Source organism: candidate division WOR-3 bacterium, from assembly GCA_029858255.1.
Classification (GTDB): Bacteria; Hydrothermota; Tepidihabitantia; order SM23-42; family SM23-42; genus SM23-42.
On the sequence record JAOUFJ010000003.1, the window covers coordinates 1 to 19585 of the forward strand.

General features: G+C 48.4%; 27 protein-coding genes. 16 read left to right on the forward strand and 11 right to left on the reverse strand.

Going from position 1 to position 19585, the window contains the following annotated elements; translation table 11 throughout:
• From OEV79_02140 to OEV79_02155, 4 genes are all read right to left on the reverse strand, one after another.
• Positions 1 to 2844: M20/M25/M40 family metallo-hydrolase (locus OEV79_02140; protein ID MDH4210231.1), on the reverse strand; the 2844-nt coding region annotated here is incomplete at its 3' end.
• Between the two features lie 171 nt (positions 2845 to 3015).
• Positions 3016 to 3882 carry a lipoyl synthase gene (gene lipA, locus OEV79_02145; GenBank protein MDH4210232.1) on the reverse strand — a complete coding sequence of 289 codons (867 nt, stop codon included), beginning with the start codon at positions 3880 to 3882 and terminating at the stop codon, positions 3016 to 3018.
• Positions 3861 to 4520 carry a lipoyl(octanoyl) transferase LipB gene (gene lipB / locus OEV79_02150; protein MDH4210233.1) on the reverse strand — a complete coding sequence of 220 codons (660 nt, stop codon included), beginning with the start codon at positions 4518 to 4520 and terminating at the stop codon, positions 3861 to 3863. Before lipB ends, lipA begins: the two co-directional genes overlap by 22 nt.
• 40 nt (positions 4521 to 4560) lie before the next feature.
• On the reverse strand, positions 4561 to 4818 hold the full coding sequence (locus OEV79_02155) for a (2Fe-2S)-binding protein (protein MDH4210234.1): 258 nt from the start codon (positions 4816 to 4818) through the stop codon (positions 4561 to 4563).
• 243 nt (positions 4819 to 5061) lie between these two features.
• Here OEV79_02155 and OEV79_02160 point away from each other — a divergent pair, with 243 nt between their 5' ends.
• Together OEV79_02160 and OEV79_02165 are read left to right on the forward strand one after the other, a co-directional pair.
• Complete coding sequence (locus OEV79_02160; GenBank protein ID MDH4210235.1) at positions 5062 to 5508, forward strand: 4Fe-4S binding protein; 447 nt, start codon at positions 5062 to 5064, stop codon at positions 5506 to 5508.
• Positions 5509 to 5548: 40 nt separating this feature from the next.
• Entirely contained in the window at positions 5549 to 7141 is a 1593-nt protein-coding gene (locus tag OEV79_02165) for a M28 family peptidase (protein MDH4210236.1), read from the forward strand.
• Between the two features lie 39 nt (positions 7142 to 7180).
• On the opposite strand, the gene OEV79_02170 is transcribed toward OEV79_02165, so the two are convergent.
• The 7 genes from OEV79_02170 to OEV79_02200 form a co-directional block, all read right to left on the reverse strand.
• A complete protein-coding gene (locus OEV79_02170) occupies positions 7181 to 7423 on the reverse strand; it encodes a thioredoxin family protein (GenBank protein ID MDH4210237.1) in 243 nt (80 codons plus the stop codon).
• 72 nt (positions 7424 to 7495) lie between these two features.
• Positions 7496 to 8194: a cytochrome c biogenesis protein CcdA gene (locus OEV79_02175; GenBank protein MDH4210238.1), complete on the reverse strand. Its 699-nt coding sequence runs from the start codon at positions 8192 to 8194 to the stop codon at positions 7496 to 7498.
• A gap of 3 nt (positions 8195 to 8197) precedes the next feature.
• Positions 8198 to 9262 (reverse strand): thioredoxin domain-containing protein, encoded by a 1065-nt coding sequence (locus OEV79_02180; GenBank protein ID MDH4210239.1) that lies wholly within the window; start codon positions 9260 to 9262, stop codon positions 8198 to 8200.
• Positions 9263 to 9385: 123 nt separating this feature from the next.
• Entirely contained in the window at positions 9386 to 10435 is a 1050-nt protein-coding gene (arsB, locus tag OEV79_02185) for an ACR3 family arsenite efflux transporter (protein MDH4210240.1), read from the reverse strand.
• A 36-nt stretch (positions 10436 to 10471) separates the two neighbouring features.
• Positions 10472 to 11638 carry a permease gene (locus OEV79_02190; protein MDH4210241.1) on the reverse strand — a complete coding sequence of 389 codons (1167 nt, stop codon included), beginning with the start codon at positions 11636 to 11638 and terminating at the stop codon, positions 10472 to 10474.
• The gene (locus OEV79_02195) at positions 11635 to 11967 is read right to left on the reverse strand and encodes a metalloregulator ArsR/SmtB family transcription factor (GenBank protein MDH4210242.1); all 333 of its coding nucleotides are present in this window, start codon (positions 11965 to 11967) and stop codon (positions 11635 to 11637) included. Before OEV79_02195 ends, OEV79_02190 begins: the two co-directional genes overlap by 4 nt.
• A 69-nt stretch (positions 11968 to 12036) precedes the next feature.
• Positions 12037 to 12387 carry a type II secretion system protein GspG gene (locus OEV79_02200; protein MDH4210243.1) on the reverse strand — a complete coding sequence of 117 codons (351 nt, stop codon included), beginning with the start codon at positions 12385 to 12387 and terminating at the stop codon, positions 12037 to 12039.
• 142 nt (positions 12388 to 12529) lie between these two features.
• Here OEV79_02200 and rpsH point away from each other — a divergent pair, with 142 nt between their 5' ends.
• From rpsH to rpsD, 14 genes are all read left to right on the forward strand, one after another.
• Positions 12530 to 12913, forward strand: coding sequence for a 30S ribosomal protein S8 (gene rpsH / locus OEV79_02205; protein ID MDH4210244.1), 384 nt, complete (start codon positions 12530 to 12532; stop codon positions 12911 to 12913).
• 12 nt (positions 12914 to 12925) lie between these two features.
• A complete protein-coding gene (gene rplF / locus OEV79_02210) occupies positions 12926 to 13495 on the forward strand; it encodes a 50S ribosomal protein L6 (protein MDH4210245.1) in 570 nt (189 codons plus the stop codon).
• 10 nt (positions 13496 to 13505) lie between these two features.
• A complete protein-coding gene (gene rplR / locus OEV79_02215; GenBank protein ID MDH4210246.1) occupies positions 13506 to 13850 on the forward strand; it encodes a 50S ribosomal protein L18 in 345 nt (114 codons plus the stop codon).
• 11 nt (positions 13851 to 13861) lie between these two features.
• Positions 13862 to 14395, forward strand: coding sequence for a 30S ribosomal protein S5 (rpsE, locus tag OEV79_02220; protein ID MDH4210247.1), 534 nt, complete (start codon positions 13862 to 13864; stop codon positions 14393 to 14395).
• Positions 14355 to 14549 (forward strand): 50S ribosomal protein L30, encoded by a 195-nt coding sequence (rpmD, locus tag OEV79_02225; protein ID MDH4210248.1) that lies wholly within the window; start codon positions 14355 to 14357, stop codon positions 14547 to 14549. Before rpsE ends, rpmD begins: the two co-directional genes overlap by 41 nt.
• The gene (rplO, locus tag OEV79_02230) at positions 14536 to 14976 is read left to right on the forward strand and encodes a 50S ribosomal protein L15 (protein MDH4210249.1); all 441 of its coding nucleotides are present in this window, start codon (positions 14536 to 14538) and stop codon (positions 14974 to 14976) included. The genes rpmD and rplO overlap by 14 nt, the downstream gene beginning before the upstream one ends.
• Complete coding sequence (gene secY / locus OEV79_02235; GenBank protein ID MDH4210250.1) at positions 14973 to 16286, forward strand: preprotein translocase subunit SecY; 1314 nt, start codon at positions 14973 to 14975, stop codon at positions 16284 to 16286. Before rplO ends, secY begins: the two co-directional genes overlap by 4 nt.
• Positions 16283 to 16951: an adenylate kinase gene (locus tag OEV79_02240; GenBank protein ID MDH4210251.1), complete on the forward strand. Its 669-nt coding sequence runs from the start codon at positions 16283 to 16285 to the stop codon at positions 16949 to 16951. The genes secY and OEV79_02240 overlap by 4 nt, the downstream gene beginning before the upstream one ends.
• Positions 16917 to 17675 carry a type I methionyl aminopeptidase gene (map, locus tag OEV79_02245; protein ID MDH4210252.1) on the forward strand — a complete coding sequence of 253 codons (759 nt, stop codon included), beginning with the start codon at positions 16917 to 16919 and terminating at the stop codon, positions 17673 to 17675. The genes OEV79_02240 and map overlap by 35 nt, the downstream gene beginning before the upstream one ends.
• Positions 17676 to 17678: 3 nt before the next feature.
• Positions 17679 to 17897, forward strand: a complete 219-nt coding sequence (infA, locus tag OEV79_02250; GenBank protein ID MDH4210253.1) for a translation initiation factor IF-1 — start codon at positions 17679 to 17681, stop codon at positions 17895 to 17897.
• Positions 17898 to 17957: 60 nt separating this feature from the next.
• Positions 17958 to 18071, forward strand: coding sequence for a 50S ribosomal protein L36 (gene rpmJ, locus OEV79_02255; protein MDH4210254.1), 114 nt, complete (start codon positions 17958 to 17960; stop codon positions 18069 to 18071).
• Between the two features lie 104 nt (positions 18072 to 18175).
• Positions 18176 to 18562 (forward strand): 30S ribosomal protein S13, encoded by a 387-nt coding sequence (gene rpsM, locus OEV79_02260; GenBank protein MDH4210255.1) that lies wholly within the window; start codon positions 18176 to 18178, stop codon positions 18560 to 18562.
• The gene (rpsK, locus tag OEV79_02265; GenBank protein MDH4210256.1) at positions 18559 to 18951 is read left to right on the forward strand and encodes a 30S ribosomal protein S11; all 393 of its coding nucleotides are present in this window, start codon (positions 18559 to 18561) and stop codon (positions 18949 to 18951) included. The genes rpsM and rpsK overlap by 4 nt, the downstream gene beginning before the upstream one ends.
• Positions 18951 to 19580 (forward strand): 30S ribosomal protein S4, encoded by a 630-nt coding sequence (gene rpsD / locus OEV79_02270; GenBank protein ID MDH4210257.1) that lies wholly within the window; start codon positions 18951 to 18953, stop codon positions 19578 to 19580. Before rpsK ends, rpsD begins: the two co-directional genes overlap by 1 nt.
• Positions 19581 to 19585 lie beyond the last annotated feature (5 nt).

Consider the following 19585-nt stretch of genomic DNA (forward strand, 5'->3'; position numbering starts at 1 on the left):
CAGACGGCAGAAATAGACGCCGCTACTCACGCTCCGGTTATGCTCGTCAAGTCCGGTCCAGACAATACTGTATGAACCGGGGCTTTGATGGGAATCAACGAGGGTCTTTACCAATTGTCCGGCAATGTTATATATTCGCAAACGCGCGCGGCCAGCTGCATTGAGCTGGTAACTGATCACTGTCTGTTCACTGAAAGGATTGGGAATATTCTGCTCGAGAAGAACATCAAGATACACAACACCTTCCTTGGGTGTCTCAGCAATTCCCACTTCGCCAAAATCATTCATCACCTTCTCTGCTGCTGTCCGTGCCTGGTCCTGATCCATGAAATACAGAGGAAAGGCGAAGAGTACGATATTGTAGTCATTACCCAGAGATCGCACTGCACACACAGCACCTTCATATGAACTGCCATTATTACGCATGTCCATAGTGTAGACCGCCTCGCCAGGTGCAGCCGCCGTTAGTGATTCTATATACCGCAATACTCCGTTCCATGTGCTGAAAGGTACTTTTGCAGTATCAACCTCAAGTCTCGGATAGCCCAGCAGACCATCGGCCGCCTGGAACGAATCAACTGGCATGGTTATCTCCACGTGTGATATCCTCATATAATCATACATGAACGACCCGGGATTGAAGTTGAAGGGATATGCGGTAATACCTTCCAGGTTAGTCGTGGGCCGCCAGCCTACGAACCAAACATTACCACCGGCCTCGAGGTACTGAATGAAATCCTCGACATGCTCATCCGCATACTGCTGAGTGTAATCATCGGCATGCCATAACATCGATGAATATGGTACAAAATCGGCAAGCACAGGTGCCTCTGCTGGACTTCCGTATTCGTACTCGGTGTGAGTGTAGTTAGACATTATGTAATTATAAAAAGCATCCTGCAGACTATCAGGGGGATTCGTACCGTTGCTCGTTTCGTCGACAACCAGGATGCCTTGATCCAGCGTGATAGGCCGGCCGTAAGCCTCGACACTATATTCGCTGTAATTGCCGGCAAGGTCAAAAGCCCTAAGCGCATAGTAGTAACGGTTCGCACCGGAGAGCGGATAATCGGTGAATGTCGTATCGGTCAAGAGCGCTGTGTTCAGACTGTCGTATGTCGGGCTCTCATTGAGCCGGCAATAGAGCCTGTAGCCTGCCAGGTCGAGTTCGTCGTTCGGCAGCCAGTCGATCCTCACCCCTGATGAGACCGGTGTGGCAATGATCCCGGCCGGCGCGAAAGGAACCAGCCGCGGCGTGCATGTTACCTCATAGGATGCATAGCTCGGGTTACCATCAGAATCCAGTGCCCTGACCGTCATGTAGTATGTAGAATCGTTCAACAACCCGGTGATTGTATCGATGTGACTCGATGCGCCCGATAAAAAGAGGCTGTCAATGTATACCTCGCTCTGAAGACCCCAGCAAATCCTGTACCCGACCACATCATTCTCCGGACTGCTCGTCCAGCTCAGCTGCACATCGCTACCAGTCCCCAGGTCAAGAGCCAGTAAGTCCTCGACCGGGCCGGGGTACAACGACAGAACCGCTAGTGCTGCGACACCCGTCTTTATGATATCGGTGTAAAGAGTGGGAGACATCGTCGACAGTACATCTGTAGTATCATGATAATGTGGGTTGAAAAAGCTGCCAGCCCGCTCGGCCGCACCCACAGCTGGAAACCCATGGACCGCGAAAGGATACCAATCCGAGCCCCCTCCGGAAGTGACCCTGTATATCTCGAGGGGTGCTACGTAGGTCTGACCGACCTCATAAAACAAGTTGGAGAGCCAGAGCGGGGATGAAGAACGACGCTGGATAATGCAATCGAGATTCGAGTCGTCCATATATCCGATCATATCGAAATTCAAAACCGCGCCGATATCAAGATCGAGGCTATCGGCATGCTCGGCATAATGATAACTGCCAATAAGACCAAGTTCTTCGGCTCCCCAGGTGATGAACTGCACCGTAGGGTCCCACGAATAATTGCGGAATATGCGCGCTGCTTCCATCGCCGCGACTGTACCCGATGCATTATCATCAGCACCGGGCGCATTCCAGCTAGCCAGCGTCGTATCCCACCAGACTATCGCATCATGATGACCACCGATGACAACGATCCTGGATGGGATCACCGAGCCGGGCATCGTCGCGATCACGTTGCGCTCGTAACCGGACCCGGGCCAGTTAGTCGTCATGTAAAAACTGTCAAACGCGGTCGACAATCCCCAGGCGTTGAATTTCTGTGCCAGCCATTCAGAGGCCGCGAACGAACTGTCATGCAGGGCAAGCCTCGTTTTGAAATCCTGAAGCCGTTGGATATATGCGGTGATCGAATCCGTATTCACCTGGTCAACGATATTCTGGATGAATGGATCCCATCGAACTTCGTGTAATGGAACCATCTTGCTCAATACCTGGCGCCAGAATCTCTCTGGTAGTTGCTTTTTCCTCAGTGGTTGGAATCGGAGTGGCAGTTTATGCAACTCCACGTTTTGATCCTCCGATATTTTGATGAGCGAAATATTGGTGCCCTGCCATAATATGTCACCGGGGATCGCTGATTCCAGATCGACAGGAACCTCACTCAAGTAGTAAATCCCCGACCATGGTGAGTAGTCAATGACCTCAACGACATACCCATCTGCCCGCAGTGCAACCATATCCGTCTCGATGATTTCGGCAACTGCCTTATTATCGATGAACTCATACGTGGGATATTTCTTTTCCAGCCAATTCTCGATGCGGGTGTTATCACCAAGTTCGACCGTAACAAGCACCGGCTGTGCCTGCATAGATCCTACAGCGAGACAAAAAATAAAAAAACCAAATGCCTTCTTCACTGATACCTCCTCAAGTATTGTGAATAATATAGAAAAAATACGTCGATTGTTGGCAAGAGAATATACAAAATTTCCATATTATATTGACTAATGAAGCAGAGTCAAGAGACGATCAGCAGCCAATAGCTCTCACCCTGCTGAAACAATACTCACGGAACGCTCCTCCCGTGCTCATTTAAAAATCTCTGCCGCGTGATAGGATGAGCGTACCAGCGGTCCGCTGATAACGTGTTTTATTCCGATGCTCTGTCCAATATGCACGAACTTGCCGAACTCATCAGGCGAGTAATACCTCTGCACTGGAACATGTTTTATGGTAGGCTGCAAGTATTGACCGATCGTTACGATATCGACACCGGCATCTTTCAGATCGCCCAGGGTTTCGGTTATTTCATGGTCCTCTTCACTCAGACCCACCATGACCCCGCTTTTTGTGATCATTTGCCGGTTCAATTCCTTACATTTTCTGAGCACACTCAAAGACGTCTCATAACCGCAACGTCGATCCCTGACAAATGGTGTAAGCCGTCTTACCGTCTCCACATTATGCCCTACCACAAAGGGCCTCGCATCCAAGATTTTCTTAAGACATTCTGCGTTGTCACTGAAATCCGGGATGAGAGCTTCAACTTTCACATCGGGATTTTTCTCTGCAATCTTCTCTATCGTATTTGCATAATGTTGACTGCCAAAATCATCGAGGTCATCACGGTCGACCGATGTGATGACAACGTATTTCAATCCAAGGGATCTTATGACCTCGGCAACATGATCTGCTTCTTGAGGGTCCAGTAGCCCCTTCGGGTCTCCGGTTCTCACGGCACAGAACCGGCAAGAACGTGTGCAAACCTTACCGAGTATCATAACGGTCGCGCTCTTTTGCTTCCAGCACTCCGAGATATTGGGACAACGTGCTTCCTGACAGACCGTTGAAAGATTGTTTTTCTGGAGGATGCGATATATGGATTTATACTCGTCCCCGGACGGGATCTTTATCTTTAACCAGTCCGGCTTTTTCAAATAATCTCTTCTAAACATACTTGCTTAACGTCCTGATCGAAGGTCAAACCAAAACTTCTGATGATGCTCTTCTTGACTTCGTTCATCGGAATTTTCTTTCCCAATATCCTTTGCATAGAAGTCATTTCGACGTTCTTCAATCCGCAAGGCACGATCAGATCAAAGTAACTCAAATCTGTATTGACGTTCAAGGCAAAACCATGAAAACTAACCCACTTCTTGACCGCGATGCCGATCGAACAGACCTTGCCCCAATCGGTCCAGACCCCTATCATATCTTCCTTCTTGTATCCCTCTATGCCAAAACCGTGCAGGGTTGCGATTATTGCCTCTTCCATTCCAGTGATAAATGGCTTGATGCCGGCAAGCCCGTCGTGCACATTGAATATCGGATAACCTACTAATTGACCCGGGCCATGATAAGTCGCGTCTCCTCCACGCTCAATATGATAGAAATCGACGTCCTTCTCCTTCAAGAATTCTTCCGGGAAAAGCACATTGCTCTCTTGCCCGCTCTTTCCCATGGTGATTACTGGATTGTGTTCAACGAGGAGCAGGGTATTGGGTAATTCTTCATTGACCCGTTTCTCGTGGATGGTTTTCTGGAGTTCCCAAACCTCTTTGTAATCTCTATCGCCTAAATCCAATACATACACTAAAACACCTTCTTTGCTTCAGTTCTGCCTGATCGAATCGTTACTCTTTTTCAGCCGTGGCGCTGATCGGAATGGGTTTGACCGGCGGCCGAAAGGTCGGCTGCGCGATCTTCTCAACAGGCATATTGAGTTCCCGCGAAAGGATCTTGGCGATATGCCTGCGGCAGCCTTTGCCCTGGCACAGCCCCATCGTTACCCGAAGAATTCTCTTCAGGTCATCCATGGTTTGATACCCTTCTTTAATTTTCTGAACTATCTCTTCCTCGGTAATGTCCTCACAACGACAGATTATTTTCATGGAGTATTCTAACCGAAATTTCGTCTGAGTCAAGCCGGTCATAATCTCTTCCCGCTTTGGATTTTCCACCATAGAGTATATAGTTGTTGTTTTTTTACCTGTGCTCTATCCAACTCGCTGCTCAGAACCAACACAAACTGGATTTCTTGTCTGAACGTTCTCATCAACCACAGAATCAGACAACTGGATCTCACCATACCGTCAATGTTGACGCCGAGCGTTTTTTGTGTATCATTTAAAATCATGGAAACCCAGGCGTCGACGGAGCGTAGAAATTCCGGCCCATACGTCGTTATCGAATGTCCAGAAAAAATACCGTGCGATCCTTGTGTTGATGCGTGTCCGAATAATGCCATATCCATGCCCGGCTCAATAATCGAACTGCCACAGATCGATTATGAAAAATGCACCGGGTGCCTGGTGTGCATTCCCAGATGTCCCGGCCTGGCGATATTCGTCGTCGATGAAACACCAGAAGACCATTCAATTGTCTACATACCGTATGAATTTCTGCCCAGGCCTAAGAAAGGCGATACTGCCAAGGGCCTTGACCGTGAAGGAAAAGAACGGTGTGAAGTGAAAATCACCAGGGTCATCGATGCTAAGAAATTCGACCGTTGCGCGATCGTCGGGTTTTCAGCACCAAAAGAATTGGCTCACGAAATCAGGGGAATTCGACTTTGTGAGTAACTTATTCGATCAATTATTGTCTAAATAAATGAGGTGAAAAATGATGAAAAAAGTCTTATCTTTATTGGCAGTAACCCTCGTCTTTGCGATAGCGGACGAGTATCTTATCAGGGTCGATCTTGACCAAACAGGATTTGCTCCCCTCGCAGAGCAGGAGTTGAAGATCCTGGCAGAATTCGAAAACTCGGCGATCGTCTTGCATGAGGCGACTGAACTCGAAGATATCTCGTCGCTTAATTATTATATACTCGACACTGGACTACAAGAGGGCCAGTATTACATTGCACGTCCGATGGAGAAAAACACGGACCTGACACAATTCGCAGATATCCTGACCCGGGACGGTGATGACTACCTGCTAAAGGTACATCCTGGCATGCTGGAATCGCTCCTTGACCACAAGGTAATGGTCAAACGTCTAACTTTCACGCCGATGGTCCTCAGGAGTGAGGCAGATTTTCCATCGGTACGCTACGACCAAACTGTTCAAGACATCGTGGACCTTGTCGATGCCGACAGCATAATAGCGAAAGTGCAGAGAATGCAGGATTTCCAGACGAGACTGTCGACACATGATTCTTGCATGGCCGCGGCTAACTGGATCTTCAGTAAGTTTGACTCGATCGGATGCGACTCGATCTATTTTCAGAATCATACCAGCGGTCACGCGCCGAATGTCATTGCCGTCAAACACGGCACCGTCTACCCTGATTCGATATATGCAGTGATATGCGGACACTTTGACTCTTATGCCTTCTACTCGCCCAACTTAGCACCGGGCGCGGATGACAATGCAAGCGGCACGTCGGCAGTACTGGAGGCGGCGCGGGTGATGAGCAATTATGATTTTGAGTATTCGATCCGCTACATAGCATTTTCCGGCGAAGAAATGGGAATGTATGGAAGCGAATATTACGCTGCGATCGCTCGAATTGCGGGTGACAGCATTCTTGGAGTGATCAACGGCGACATGCTCGCGTATGTCGATATGCAGCCCGAGTCGCTCGAGGTAATTGCAAAACCGACCAACCCGCCGTGCGAACCCTTTGCTGACTTCTTCATCGCCGCAGCAGACACCTATACTACGCTCACGACACACAAACAGCTCTCTTCAACCATGGTCTATTCAGACCACGCGTCATTCTGGGATCAGGGCTATGTTGCGCTGTGCAACATCGAAGACTGGGATTATGGAACGAACAATCCATTCGTTCACACACCAGGCGATAGTATCGGCGCCGGATTCAATGACCTCGCATTTTGTACCGAAGCGACCAAGGCGGAAATCGCGGCACTGGCATTACTCGCAGTCCCCACCGGTACAGGAATCGAGGAGCTGACAAAGGACCAGTCGGGAAGCACAGGAATGGTTATACGACCGACCATCGGTAATGCGCTCTTCACGATCTCGTTTACGGTACAGGCAGCAAGTCTAGAAGGTCTAACGATCCATGATGTGGCCGGACGTGTGGTGAAAAATATCCCCACACAATCATCTGAAATCGGCAATCTCTTATCGGTAAAATGGGATGGTACGGACAATTCCGGGAAGAAACTCCCCGGCGGCATTTACTTCGTCAGAATTGCGGATGGATTATCGACGCAGACCGCCAAATTGATTTTGATGCACTAAAAAGAAACTGACAGGATACAAACAAGGTGGAGTGGTCGATTAGGGGTTCTCTTCCTCTATCCAGTTTTTTATTTCTTCCTTACTCGGTATTCTCCCGGAACACTTGATCTTGCCGTTAATGACGAGTCCGGGCGTCGCCATGATCTTGTATTCCATTATCTTCTTGATGTCCGTGACTTTCTGAACATCAGCCGCGATGTTCAGACCGGCGAGAACATCGATCGTTCTCTTTTCCACCTCATTGCATCTTGGACAACCAGGACCTAAAATTCTTATCTCCATAATACCTCCTTCGTAGAAATGCCTAAGTACCTAAACACCTAAATGCCGGAATACCTGAATGCCTAAAGAACATTAGGATGTGATTATTAGATAAATACCGCCGAGGATAACCAGAATGCCACATATCTTTCTCACAATGAGAGCACCCCTTGACCGCTCAGTCCAGTTTAAATAATGAGTAACGGTTTCGGTCAATGAACCGGCAAGGACGATTATTGAGCAATGCCCGATACCATAGGCGAGCAACAACCCGATCGCAAAAAACGATCTCTCGGCGGCGACCTTGAAAACAACACCAAGCATCGGTGCCATGTACGCAAAGGTGCAAGGCCCAAGGGCAAGACCAAAAATCAATCCGATAATAAACGCTCCAATCAGACCCTTGCGTTTCATCTGCCTGCCCCCTGATCCTGACCAAGGTAACCGAAAGACATCCAGCAGATGCAAGCCAATGACAAAAAATATCACCGCGACAAAATAATTGCCGATCGCACCAATATCGCCGAGCATACGTCCAGCAAAGGCGGTAATCAAACCTACCAATGCTATGGTCACCAGGATGCCGGTGGCGAAGAGTACTGAAATCCAAAAAGCCCTTTTAACTGATATCCGTCCCTGCTCATCGACGTAGCCAACGATCAAGGGAATGCTAGCAAGGTGGCAAGGGCTTAAAACAATGCTGAGGATACCCCAGATAAAGGATGCGCTTACGGCAATAACAGGATTGCCCTCAATTGCCTTTGTTAACCACGTAAGAAGCTCAATGATCATCAATCACTCCACCCCCATTTTCTTCAACTGGGCAACGATGTCTTCTTCAGCCATGAAACCTTGATGCCGGTTGACCTCTCTCCCGCTTGAATCGAAGAATATCTGGGTTGGGATCATCATAACCCCGTACTTTCTGGACAAGGAAGCGTATTCTCCGACGTCCAGGATAAGTATCTCAGCTCGCCCAGCGTATTCTTTCTGCAATTTCTCAAGAATCGGCAGCATCATCTTGCAGGGAATACAGGTACCACGGCCAAAATCGGCAACGACCGGTCTCCCTGATCTTAAGGCTCTGGATAGAGGATTATCGGCAATGGCGGCCTCTTGCTCCTTAATCCACTCTCCATTACGCACTATCGCCGCATTTGCCTGTAATTCGTTGATATAACCTTCTATGACCAACCTCTGCTTTTCTTCCAATGCATTGGGTCTAACCTGTTCCTTGAGCGACTCATAGTCCCTATGTGGAAACTGATCTTTGTTTCTGTCGAAGAATTCCCTCAGCTCTGATTCGGTGATCGACACATTAGCAACAAGTTCCCGGAGCAAGATATTGATCATGAGTTGCTCTTTTTGTGCTGAATTTTGTGCAGATGCTGTTTTGTATTCTGACCGTTCAGATATCTTCTTGCGCCGGGCATCTTGCAGCAACAGCCGTTTGACGATGAGTTCTTCCAGAAACCCTGCTTTGTCATCCTTGAAATATTCTTTTGCCTGTGGTGGCAATGCATTGAATTCTTTATTCAGCGCGGTGAGGGTCAATTCCTCGCCATTAACAGTCGCCAGCACATTCCTGGCTGGAGTAGGAGATTCGCCTTCTGGCTCACCCTGTTTCTTCTGAAGGCTGTCGACGTCTGTCACTGCTTCACTCCGATTGTCGCTCAGGCTGGTGTCCAATTGCGAATGATACATTGCAGTCGAATCCATCCCCACTTCACTGTCTCCAATATGTTCAACCTCTCTTTGTCTGTCTGAAGTCACAGACTTCAAAATGATCACAAACACTACGATGATAATCACCGTTATCACTATACCGATTTTGTAGTAAGTATTGATGGCTTTCTTCATCGCTCCTCGACAGTATGCTTTTTTTGCCGTCTGCCAAACATTGATTTTATCTTTTTTCCCAATGGCTCCAGCATGTTCCTCTCAACACGAATTCTGCAAACCAAGGCACAACTAAAATCCTAGCTATGATTTGAAAAACCATTTTGTCTTCTTACACAGCCACACAATAAAAAGCATCATGGGAACCTCAGTCAACACACCGACAACTGTAGCCAGCGCAGCACCCGACCTCACCCCGAAGAGCGTCGTTGCGACCGCGATGGCAACCTCAAAATGATTACTACCCGCAATGATCGCACTGGGCGCCGCATCCTCATAGCCAATTCCAATGATCTTGGCAACGATATAGGTCAATGCGAAAACCACAATGATATTCGCGAAAATGCCAACCGTTATCATGCCGATGGCGCCTGGTAGACTAATTATAACATACCCCTGGAGTGCGAAAAGAAGGATGAGCGTCACCAGGAGGGCGATCACCGAGACTGTCTTGAGGGGAGCGATGACGTGGCCGTTGAACCAGCCGAGCCCTTTCTTTTTTATACTGATGTACCGGGTTAAGTACCCGGCACCCAATGGAACACATATGTAAATCAAAACGGATAATGCGATCGTCGCCCAGGGTATGGGTATACCAGAAACACCTAGCAGGAGTCCGGCAAGCGGCGCGTACAGGATAACCATCGAAAGAGAGTTTACCGCACACATTACCAGCGTGTGCGCCATATTGCCTTTGGCCAAGTAACTCCACATCAAAACCATCGCAGTGCATGGAGCGACACCCAGTAATATCATACCCGCCCGGTACTCGAGTGCTGTTTCGTGCGGAATGAAATTCTTGAAAACAACACCAAGAAACAACCACGCAAAGAATGCCATGGTAAAAGGTTTTATACCCCAGTTTGCGATCAGGGTGGTCGCGATAGGTTTCGGTGTTTTACCGGCAACCACAACACGGCGAAAATCGATCTGAACCATAATGGGATATATCATCCAGAACAGACATATCGCAATAGGAATGGAAACCCTGGCAACCTCAAAGCGACTCAGGATTTCACTCAATTGCGGAAATAGCCGACCGAGCGCTATTCCCGCAATTATGCATAAAAACACCCACAGCGTGAGGTACTTCTCCCAGATACCAAGATGTCTGGGATCCTCAATTTTGGTCATAATTTCTCCTTACATTCCTCCGCCTGAATCCAATTCTTAGAATAAGAATCCGTAGAACCAGCCCACGATCGTCGACAACAACACAACCAACGTCACGAAAACCAATGTCTTTTTCGTTCCCATGATGCTACGGATCACCAGCATATTGGGCAGACTCAATGCCGGGCCGGCCAGGAGCAAGGCCAGCGCAGGCCCTTTGCCCATCCCGCTGCCCAATAGTCCCTGGAGTATCGGCACTTCGGTGAGCGTGGCAAAGTACATGAAAGCGCCGGCCACCGAAGCAAAGAAGTTCGCGAATAGTGTATTGCCACCAACTGATATCGCCACGAATCGCGAAGGAATGATCCCGGCATCGGTACCAGGTCTACCTAACAGGAACCCGGCGATGAGAACACCGGCAAAAAGCAGGGGTAAGATCTGCTTGGCAAAGGTCCAGGTAGAAAAGATCCATTCATTGAGTTCGTCCCTTCTGAACCAGGAAAACAACATTACGAAGAGTGTGATCAATGCGGCACCTGTCAAATACCAGTGAATGCCGTGAATTGTGTTCCAGAACCCGACAGTCTCTTCTGGCTTTGCCCAAGCCGCAAAGATCAATATCAAAACAAGCACCAGAAAATACAGGGCGTTTTGACAGAGAGAGCGCGACTTCAATCCAGATGTTTCGGCAGTTGTGAGTTCCTCATCCACGCCCTGCTTATCTTTGAAAAAAAATGACATTAGAAGACCAATGATTACAGAAAACACCACCGCTCCTATTGCGCGCGCAAGACCCAATTGAGGACCAAGTACACGCGCCGTTAGGATGATCGCCAGTACGTTTATTGCTGGACCGGCATAGAGAAAGGCAGTTGCCGGACCAATACCAGCGCCGCGGGTGTATATCCCTGCGAACATCGGCAATACGGTGCATGAACATACTGCCAGTACGCTGCCAGATACCGACGCTATGCTGTAGGCAAGGACCTTATTTGCCCTGGCCCCAAAATATTTAAAGATCGCATCTTTGGATAAGAAAACACTGATCGCACCAGCAATAAAAAATGCTGGGATCAGGCAAAAAAGGACATGCTCACGCGCATATTCCTGAACCATGAGAAAGGCTTCGATGATCGCACGCTGCAGGTTCAGCCCATTAAATGGCAGGAAATAGATACAGAGGAAAACAACAACAAATAAGAGTAACTTCTGCCAATCCTTCACTCAACGCCCCGCGTTGCTGATTGCAGAATATCTCGGGTTTTCTTCAAGTTAGCGAAAACACAATCGCCCACCAGATCTACGATATCAAAGATCGTTGAATCGGTCACTTCATACCAGACTTCGACTCCTCGCTTCTCACTCCGAACTATGTTTGCTTTCCTCAAAATGGACAGGTGATGCGAGACATTTGACTGTTCACCTCCAACAAATGGTATGATCTTACAGACGCAACAAGGACCTTCACGAAGCTTTTCGAGTATCTTAAGGCGGAGCGGATGCGCTAACGCATTGAAAACGGCTGCTTTCATCTTCAATATATCTTCCCGCATATATGAATATATTTAAATATTTACATATGTCAAGCATATTCTTTGAATGTCCTGTATTTTTGGGGGATATCAGCGTACGTGGTCTGGGCAGGATACTAGCCCCGACCCGACATCGTACTCATACGGGCTACTCGTAACCGGGCAGCGCAGATCGATGGCTGACAAACCTTCTAACAACTCCAAACTCTCAGGGTATCGGTCGTTCTCATACCGATAAAGCTGCAGCTGTATTTTGACCTTCCTGATCTGTGCCTCGCACTCAATGCTCCGCGCCCGCTCAACGGGGGTGGTGATATTTTCTGACCCGACACTTCCCTGTCCTGTATACAAAGATACTGCAATGATAACGGCGGCAGCAACGATCAGCAGAGACAAGACCAGCGCGATAATCCCAAAACCCCCATGGAGCGCCTCTTTCATCGGTAAATATAGACCTCCACGAACCAATGTCAATAACCATGAAATTGTGCTATTTACCTATTGACTTTTCCCTGGAATTAGCTATTATTAACGTCTATGGTTAAAATCATGAGTCGAAATTCAAACAATTGCAGGAGGATAGATGGACCCAATTGCTGACATGCTAACCATTATTAGGAACGGTTGCCGTGGCAAAAAGCAAGAGGTTACTGTTCCCTACTCGCGTCTGAAGACCGAAGTACTCAGGGTCATCCTCGAAGAAGGTTATATTAACAATTTCACCCTTGATGCCAAAAAGAGAAAAATCACCATCATGCTAAAATATGCTAAAAGCGGTGAATCCGTTATCAGAGATCTCGAAAGAATTTCCAAATGTTCGCGTCGCCTCTATGTTTCCAAGAAGGAAATACCGCAAGTCCTGGGCGGCCTGGGCACGGCAATACTCACAACACCAGTTGGTGTGCTGAGTGACCGCGAAGCCCGGCGCAAAGGCGTAGGTGGCGAGATCATCGCCTACGTTTACTAACGGAGGGCGCAAATGTCAAAGAATCGTTTTCGTCCGATAGTGATTCCGGAGAAGGTGAAGATCGAGGTTGCCGGCGGAAAGGTCAAGGTCACGGGACCGCTCGGTAGTTTGGCACAGAGTATCTGTCCTAAGGTGCAGGTTGTCATCGAGGACGGCAAAGTACTGGCACAGGCGCTCGAGAACACTAAACAATCAGCGGCGCAGCAAGGTACTATGAGATCTTTGATCATAAATATGGTGGACGGCGTGCTCAAGGAATTCGAGAAAACATTAATCATCGAGGGGACCGGGTACCGAGCGCAGATGAGCGGTACGGGATTACAGCTTTTCCTCGGCTACGTGAAGCCGAAAACAGTGGCCATACCCAAAGATGTAAAATGCGAACTGAAGGTCGTGAAGAGCGCGGAAAAAGGCGATCTTACCTACATTACTCTAAAGGGAATCGACAAACAAAAAGTGGGCGATACCGCGGCACTGGTAAAAAAGACGAAGAAACCTGATCCCTACAAACACAAAGGCGTTCGCTACGAAGACGAAGTACTGAAGAAGAAGATTGGCAAGCGTGCGGTAGTACAGGCATAAGGAGGAACGAGTGGCACTTCGCGGCAGAAAGAAACGGCACCTGAGCATCCGAAAGAAGATGACCGGCACTAACGATCGTCCTCGGTTGTGTGTTTTTCGTAGCAACCGGGCAATATACGCGCAGGTTATTGATGACACAAAACAGAAGGTTTTGTTCTCATGCTCCTCAGCAAATTTGAAAGATATCAAAGGCAAGAAGAAAACAGAAGTTGCGGCAGAAGTTGGCAAGATGATCGGCAAACTCGCCATCGATAAAGGCATAAAACAAATAGCATTCGACCGCGCCGGCTACAGATACCACGGCCGGGTCAAGGCGCTTGCTGATGGCGCCCGTGCTGCAGGATTGAAATTTTAGAAGGAGGTTTGGTGTTAGAGACTTCGCCATTCATTGAGAAACTTATCGAATTGAAGAGAGTCTCCAAGGTAGTAAAAGGAGGAAAGAGATTAAAGCTCTACGCATGCGTCGTCGTGGGTGACGGAACTGGAAGCGTTGGTGTCGGCCATGCAAAATCATCTGAAGTAGCTCCAGCGATCAGAAAGGCAACCGAAAGCGCTAAGAAGAATATGATGAAAGTCGATGTCACAGAGGGTACTATCTTGCATACGGTAACCGGGAAGTTCTGCGCCAGTCATGTCATGCTCAAACCTGCGCTCACCGGTACGGGTATCATCGCCTCGAGCGCGGTTCGCGCCGTCTGTGATGCCGCGGGCATCAAAAACATTCTCACCAAGTCCCTGGGTTCACACAACCCGACGAATCTCGCTCGTGCCACCATAAACGGACTGAAATCCATACGTTCTGTTGCCGAAGTGGCAGATATGCGTAATAAACCAATCGAGTATTTCATGAGGAAAAAGCATGAAAAAGTTGAAAATAACATTGAAGAAAAGCCTGATTGACAAACAGAAAAAACACAAATTGACATTGAAGGCCCTTGGCTTGACGACGATCGGCAAAACAAGAATATTCCCGGATAACAAGGCAATACGCGGTATGGTAAATCAAGTGTCTTACATGGTGGAAGTAGAGGAAGTCAAACATGAAACTGAATGAAATCGGCCCGGCAAAGGGAGCTACGAAGAAACCGAAAAGAATCGGTCGCGGTCCAGGTTCCGGACACGGGAAAACTTCCACGCGCGGACACAAGGGGCACAAAGCGCGTTCCGGATTTCGCAACAAACTCGGGTTCGAGGGTGGGCAGATGCCTCTGGCAAGGAGAATACCAAAGCGCGGTTTTACGAATATATTCAAAGCGGAATATGAGATAGTGAATCTAGATGTGTTGAGCAAGTTTGAACCCAATACTGAGATCACACCGGAATTCCTCAAAGAAAAGGGCATAGTAAAAGGCAAACACAAGTTAAAGGTACTCGGCGATGGAGAACTTTCTGCCCCACTCACGGTCAAGGCTCATAAATTCTCAAAATCGGCACGTGAAAAGATCTTAAAAGCTAAGGGCAACGTAGAGCAGATATCATGATTTCAACATTCGGTAATATTTTCAAAGTACCCGAGCTAAAGAAAAAACTTCTCTTCACCCTGTTTGCGGTCGCCGTATACAGACTTGGAGCCCACCTGCCGCTGCCTGGAATAAATGCCCAGGCACTTGGTATGTTGATGCAGCAGCTGAAGCAGCAAGGGTCGATCTTCGGCATGTACGATATCTTCGTCGGGGGAGCGCTGTCGCGTGCGGCAATACTGTTTTTGGGGGTCATGCCTTATATCTCCGCATCGATCATATTCCAGCTGCTGGGTTCTGTTTTTCCACAAATAGAAAGGCTACAGCGTGACCAGGCGGGCCGCAGAAAAATAACGCAATATACAAGATATCTCACGGTAGGTCTAGCTGCTTTTCAAGCGATCAGCATATCCATATTCCTGGAGAGCCAGAAGTTCTCGGGCCCGACCGGAGTCATACCGATTGTCTTCGACCCGGGCTGGGGATTCAGACTTACCGCCATGCTGACGCTGACGTGTGGTGCAATCTTCGCCATGTGGATCGGCGAGCAGATCACTGAAAAAGGAATCGGTAACGGCATCTCTTTTCTCATCTTCATCGGATGCCTCGAAGAATACCCAGGCTACTTCCTGCGGACCGTACAACTCGTCATGACCGAAGGCCTTTCCATCATAAACCTTATCCTGGTTATTCTGATCATGGTCCTGATCGTAGCCGCGGTGGTCATCATGACCCAGGCCACACGCCGCATCCCGGTTCAGTATCCAAAGCGGATCGTCGGCCGCAAAATGTACGGTGGGCAGTCGACGTTTTTGCCTTTGAGGGTTAACACAGCGGGTGTAATACCGATCATTTTTGCGCAAGCACTCGTGGTATTCCCGGGTACGGTTGCCGCCTACGTCCCTGCATTTAAAGGGCTCACCGAAGTCTTCAGACCAGGATATTTCCTGTATGATATTGTATTCTTTTCGCTGATCGTTTTCTTTACATACTTCTATACTTCGGTTGTCTTTAATCCTGTTGAACTATCTGACAACATGAAGAGGTACGGCGGATTCATTCCGGGTATACGTCCCGGTCCGAAAACGGCGTATTACGTCGATAGTGTTCTATCGAAAATAACCTTGCCGGGTGCGTTGTTTCTTGGTTTCATCGCGCTGGTACCATGGTATTTGATAAACTTTCTCAACGTACCTTTCTACTTTGGCGGAACGACGCTGTTGATTATCGTCGGCGTTGCCCTGGATACGTTACAGCAGATCGAATCGCAGTTGATGATGTACCACTATGAAGGATTCATGAAACGCGGCAAAATCCGGGGCAGACGATGAGAATCATCCTGTTCGGTCCTCCAGGTGTCGGCAAAGGAACCCAGGCGCAGGCGCTCGCGGAGAAGTTCAATCTAGTCAGGCTCTCCACCGGAGATCTGTTGCGTGAGGAAATATCACTGAGCAGCCCCATCGGCAGAAAAGTCGAGCAGTTCCTCAGGAAAGGCCATCTGGTCCCCGATGATATCATGCTTGAGATCATCGATAATATCCTTATCGAAAACAAGGATAGAGACCTACTCTTCGACGGATTTCCAAGGAATCTAAATCAGGCACACAGCCTGGAGAGAAGCCTGGCTCAAATGGAACAGGGAATCAGTATCGCATTCGAAATGCATCTTGAAGAAGATGAACTCGTGAAGCGACTGATGAACCGGAGGTATTGTCCGAGGTGCGAACGAATATATAACTTGATTACAAACCCTCCAAAGAAGGATGGGGTATGCGATGACGACGGTGTGAAACTGGTAACGAGAGAAGATGACACGGCAGAGGTTATTAAGAAAAGACTGAAGATTTACGAAGATGAAACACGCCCACTGGTGAATTATTATAAATTACTCAATGTCTACAAACAGATCGACGCCCGGGGAAATCAGGATGAAGTGTTAAACAGAATAACTGAAATAGTCAATGCCTATCTCAATAGCAAATGCACAAGCAATTGAAAGCATCAGGGCCGCCGGTCGCATCATTGATGAAATATTCAAACGGATCGACAAAATGGATCTAAGGCGAATGAAAACTCTGAATCTCAATGACCGGATCGACACCCTCATCAGGGAGAACGATGCTTCACCGGCTTTTCTCAATTACCGTGGCTTTCCAAAGAGCTGTTGTATTTCTCTGAACAACGAAGTCGTGCACGGAATTCCTGACAGCCGGAGAATCGAAGACGGTGATATTGTCAAGATCGACGTTGGTGTCAATTACCACGGGTACATTGCCGATGCCGCCCGCACTTTTCCGGCCGGCAGTATATCGCCTGAAGTCCAGCAAATGCTGGAGGTCACGAAGCAGGCTCTGAGAAATGGTATAGCTGCCGCAAAACCCGAAAACAAGATTTCGGATATTTCACGCGCCATTCAGACTACCGTCGAAGAAAAGGGCTACAGCGTAGTGCGCGAACTTACCGGTCATGGGATTGGCAAGAATCTTCACGAAGAACCGGCCATCCCCAACTTCGTAAACAGCGGCCCTGAGTTCTTTATCAAACCAGGCATGGCCCTTGCCATAGAGCCGATGGTTAATATGGGAAAACATGACGTTTTCACTGCACCGAACCGCTGGACCATAATGACCCGCGACAATTCACTTTCATGTCACTATGAAGACACGATCCTGATACTCGAAGACGGCAATCTGAACCTGACCAAAATCGTGGAGAACTAAGAAATGGCACGAAAAGACCTGATTCAAACCGAAGGCACAATAATCGAGACACTGCCCAATGCCATGTTTCGCGTTGAATTGGACAACGGACACAAAGTCCTCGCCCACGTATCAGGCAAAATGAGGATGAGCTACATCAAGATTCTGCCCGGTGACCGCGTGCTGCTTGAACTGACCCCATACGACCTGTCTCGCGGCAGAATCGTCTGGCGTTATAAATGATTACAAAAAGGGTTGATTTTTTGGGCAAAATGGTTATAATAAGAGTTTGTAGGAGGAATATTGAAGGTTAAGGCATCAATCAAGAAAAGATGCGCATCTTGTCGAGTCATAAAGAGAAAAGGTGTCGTGATGATAATTTGCAGGAATCCCCGACACAAACAACGTCAGGGATGATGGCAGGCGCCGGGGTAAGATTTGAGATGCAGAGAAATATCACCGCATGAGATTCACTGACCATCTACTCCCGACTGCTAACCGCTGTTATTCTAAGGAGGTTTATGGCAAGAATTGCTGGTGTTGACCTGCCGCCGAACAAAAAGGTGGAATACGGGTTGACTGCGATTTTTGGAATAGGTCTGAGCACAGCTCAAAGAATCGTCGGTCAAATTGGCATTGATCGCACTAAACGCATCAAGGACCTGACCGACGACGAGGTGACAAAAATAAGAAAATTGCTCGAAGCCGAATACCGGGTGGAAGGTGCATTGCGCGCCGAAATAGCGGCTGACATTAAACGATTGATTGACATCGGCTGCTACCGCGGAACAAGACACAAGGTTGGATTACCTGCACGTGGACAACGGACAAGGACAAATGCTCGTACGCGAAAAGGGAGAAAGAAGACCGTTTCTGTTTACAGGGGACCACGAGGAGAACGTAAGTGAAAAAGCCAATCAGAACACCGAGACGCAAGAAAGGCACGCGAGCTGAGTCAACCGGCATTGCTAGCATCTTCGCTACATTTAACAATACAATTGTGTCAATTACTGACACTAAAGGCAACGTGCTTTGCTGGTCCTCGGCGGGGCGAATCGGATTCAAGGGTACCAAAAAGGGTACCGCCTACGCCGCCGCAAAGTGTGCTGACGCCGCGGCTCGGGAAGCCCAGGCATTAGGCGTGAGGAAGGTTGAAGTGCGCATCAAGGGCCCAGGACCCGGCCGGGAGGCCGCAATCCGAACCCTGCAAACGGTTGGCTTAACGATAACCGCCATAAAGGACGTGACTCCACTTCCGCATAACGGCTGTAAACCACCGCGCAGAAGGAGGATATGATGGCACGCTACATTGGTCCGAAATGTAAGATATGCCGGCGCGAGGGTGAAAAACTCTTTCTACGAGGCAGCCGTTGCTACACCGACAAGTGTGCTTTCACACGCAGGGGTTATCCTCCAGGTACACACGGACGCGTGGGAAGGAGGAAACTCACTTCGTATGCAACGCAACTTCGCGAGAAGCAGAAGGTCAAGGCGGTCTACGGTATACTTGAACAGCAGTTCCGAAAAACATTCGCCATGGCGGCAAGAATTTCCGGAAACACCGGTGAGAACCTGCTGTCATTGCTGGAAAGGCGTTTAGATAATGTGGTCTACCAACTGGGTATTGCTGCTTCACGCACCCAGGCACGCCAACTTGTCAGGCATGGACATATAATGGTCAACGGGAAGAAAGTAGATATTCCTTCGTATGTCGTTAAAACCGGGCAAGAAATCAAACTGGTCGACAAACAGAAAAAGAATCCCGAGGTGCTCAAATCACTCGAGGAGCGTGATCTTGAAAGGATCGTCGGCTGGCTGAAGATCGACAGAGATACATTCACCGGTACAGTGCTGAGATATCCCAAACGCGACGACATAACCTTGCCGATCCAGGAAAGTTTAATCATTGAATTCTATTCAAAGTAGAGGGG

Coding starts and splice junctions, on each gene's coding strand:
- lipA (MDH4210232.1), bottom strand. CDS start 3,882: ATGTTTAGAAGAGATTATTTGAAAAAGCCGGACTGGTTAAAGATAAAG.
- OEV79_02155 (MDH4210234.1), bottom strand. CDS start 4,818: ATGAAAATAATCTGTCGTTGTGAGGACATTACCGAGGAAGAGATAGTT.
- OEV79_02160 (MDH4210235.1), top strand. CDS start 5,062: ATGGAAACCCAGGCGTCGACGGAGCGTAGAAATTCCGGCCCATACGTC.
- OEV79_02165 (MDH4210236.1), top strand. CDS start 5,549: ATGATGAAAAAAGTCTTATCTTTATTGGCAGTAACCCTCGTCTTTGCG.
- OEV79_02170 (MDH4210237.1), bottom strand. CDS start 7,423: ATGGAGATAAGAATTTTAGGTCCTGGTTGTCCAAGATGCAATGAGGTG.
- OEV79_02175 (MDH4210238.1), bottom strand. CDS start 8,194: ATGATCATTGAGCTTCTTACGTGGTTAACAAAGGCAATTGAGGGCAAT.
- OEV79_02180 (MDH4210239.1), bottom strand. CDS start 9,262: ATGAAGAAAGCCATCAATACTTACTACAAAATCGGTATAGTGATAACG.
- arsB (MDH4210240.1), bottom strand. CDS start 10,435: ATGACCAAAATTGAGGATCCCAGACATCTTGGTATCTGGGAGAAGTAC.
- OEV79_02195 (MDH4210242.1), bottom strand. CDS start 11,967: ATGCGGGAAGATATATTGAAGATGAAAGCAGCCGTTTTCAATGCGTTA.
- OEV79_02200 (MDH4210243.1), bottom strand. CDS start 12,387: ATGAAAGAGGCGCTCCATGGGGGTTTTGGGATTATCGCGCTGGTCTTG.
- rpsH (MDH4210244.1), top strand. CDS start 12,530: ATGGACCCAATTGCTGACATGCTAACCATTATTAGGAACGGTTGCCGT.
- rplF (MDH4210245.1), top strand. CDS start 12,926: ATGTCAAAGAATCGTTTTCGTCCGATAGTGATTCCGGAGAAGGTGAAG.
- rpmD (MDH4210248.1), top strand. CDS start 14,355: ATGAAAAAGTTGAAAATAACATTGAAGAAAAGCCTGATTGACAAACAG.
- rplO (MDH4210249.1), top strand. CDS start 14,536: ATGAAACTGAATGAAATCGGCCCGGCAAAGGGAGCTACGAAGAAACCG.
- secY (MDH4210250.1), top strand. CDS start 14,973: ATGATTTCAACATTCGGTAATATTTTCAAAGTACCCGAGCTAAAGAAA.
- OEV79_02240 (MDH4210251.1), top strand. CDS start 16,283: ATGAGAATCATCCTGTTCGGTCCTCCAGGTGTCGGCAAAGGAACCCAG.
- map (MDH4210252.1), top strand. CDS start 16,917: ATGCCTATCTCAATAGCAAATGCACAAGCAATTGAAAGCATCAGGGCC.
- infA (MDH4210253.1), top strand. CDS start 17,679: ATGGCACGAAAAGACCTGATTCAAACCGAAGGCACAATAATCGAGACA.
- rpsM (MDH4210255.1), top strand. CDS start 18,176: ATGGCAAGAATTGCTGGTGTTGACCTGCCGCCGAACAAAAAGGTGGAA.
- rpsD (MDH4210257.1), top strand. CDS start 18,951: ATGGCACGCTACATTGGTCCGAAATGTAAGATATGCCGGCGCGAGGGT.